We start from the raw sequence: 1,844 nt of genomic DNA on the forward strand, positions 1-1,844 counted from the left end.
GTATGCGCCCGTGATTTTCCCGGCCATGTCGTCACTCCCCCATTTCCGTGACCGGGGCGCCGACGACATAGGCGCCCTTCGTCTTCATCTCGGTCAGCCCCCGGCCCTCAGCGAATACCGCGCGCCAGTCTCCGGCCACGTGCAATTCGTCGGTGCCGGTGATCCGGTGAACGGTCAGACCGGCGGGGTGCGCCTTGAATGCACGGCGCCACAGGTTCCCGTGAGCCTGCGCCCGGATGATCTGTGACCAGTCTGTGCGCTCAATGAGGTGATTGAATTTCGACGCCTTCGCGGACGTGGAAATGAACTTGGAATACATGGCCTTGACGTAGGCGAGGGTCACCTCGTCCCCCGACTCGATGGCCGCCGCACGAGCGTCCCGGAGGATGATCCGGAAGGCCCGGAGGATGCTCTCCGAGGACCCGCTCGTCCACGACTCGTGAATGACCGGCGCGTCGCACAGGCGCCCGAACTTCTCGCTTGCCGCGTCCATCAGGAGTTGCAGGGTCGGCCGGGTCACCCACAGGTCCCCGGACAGCTCCCGCGACCCGAGGGGGTTGGGCAGATCAGTACGGGTCCACTCCGGCGGGGTGATCAGGTACAGGCCGGACCGACGCCGGTCGAACTCTCCGCCCGTGGCGTGCTGCAATCCGCCGATCGGGAGGTGAGTGTTCAGGGCCGACAGGTAGGCCGCGTTCACGTCCAGGAGCTGCACCTCGGTCCCGTCCGGGGTGCTGGGGTTCGTCCACTTCGGACGGGCCTCCCACACCTCGTTCGCGCCGTTCTTGGACGGCTTACGCAGGATCTCGGGCTCCGGCGGGTGCGCGGTGAAGTCGTACCGGGCAGACACCCGGGTCGACTCCAGCAACTCCATCCCGTCCGGGATGGCCGTCTTGATCAGGGCGGCGGTCGCCTTGTCCACGTCCCCGCCGGCCTTTTCCAGCGCGGCGGCCACGCGGTCCGCGATGCTCGCGCACACGGTCGGCTCCGGCCGCGGCTTCCGGGACGCCTGGCGGCTCGGGGCGGGGGCCGTCTCGGGCTCCGGCTCCGGCTCGGGGAGGACCGGCTCGTCCACGGCCACGGGGCCCACAGGGGGCGCCACGGCGGCCAGGGGAGCCACGGGAGCGGGGGCGGCGGCCACGGGCCCGGCCTCGGCCACGGCGGCGGCTCCGAGGGTGCCCTCGGGCCACTCGTCCGGCGCCTTGCACCCGGCGTGCAGTCCGGCCGCTTCCAGGGCCTCACCCATGGCACGGGCCGTGATCTCGATGGGGGCGCCGGAGTCGGCCGACTTCTGGATGACGTACGGGGCGGCGGCGGACGGGAGCAGGTACAGCCGCGTCCCGTCCGTCCAGCCGATACCGGCGCCCTGCGCGTACTCCCCGCGCCACCCGAGGGCCTGACCCTGCGCGGGCATCCCGCCGTGGACGGCGCCCGCAGGGACTCGCACAGACCGGCCCACCCCCGTTCCCACAGCTCCCGGGAGCGCTCCGGAGTGACCCACCCACGGGAGAGCGCGAACTCCAGACCGGCCCACAGACCCGCGGCCTTGTCCGCCGACGACTCGACATAGCGGCCGGGTGCCTGCGTCTGTGCGGTCAGGTCGGCCGCGAACCGGTGCTCCAACTCCGCCACGTAGGCGTGCGCCGGCATACGGGCCGCCCACCAGATGACGAACGCAGACATGAGCGATGACCGGGCCTCGGGGCCCCCGTCCGCGTCGGCCGCCGCGAACGCGGCCGGGTCGAACTCCCCACGGGAGAGCTGCAACAGGTGCGTACGGTTCTGCGCCGACTCGACCGCGGTCACGTCCTCGGCCGACAGGCCACCGAACGCCCGGGGCCGGA

The 1,844-nt window shown here is 71.7% G+C and carries 1 protein-coding gene; it reads right to left on the reverse strand.

The annotated features are described in order from the left end of the window. Positions 1-31: 31 nt before the first annotated feature. Positions 32-1,447 carry a transcriptional regulator gene (locus ADL29_RS42375; protein WP_157878396.1) on the reverse strand — a complete coding sequence of 472 codons (1,416 nt, stop codon included), beginning with the start codon at positions 1,445-1,447 and terminating at the stop codon, positions 32-34. Positions 1,448-1,844: the final 397 nt, after the last annotated feature.

Source organism: Streptomyces chattanoogensis, assembly GCF_001294335.1.
Classification (GTDB): Bacteria; Actinomycetota; Actinomycetes; order Streptomycetales; family Streptomycetaceae; genus Streptomyces; species Streptomyces chattanoogensis.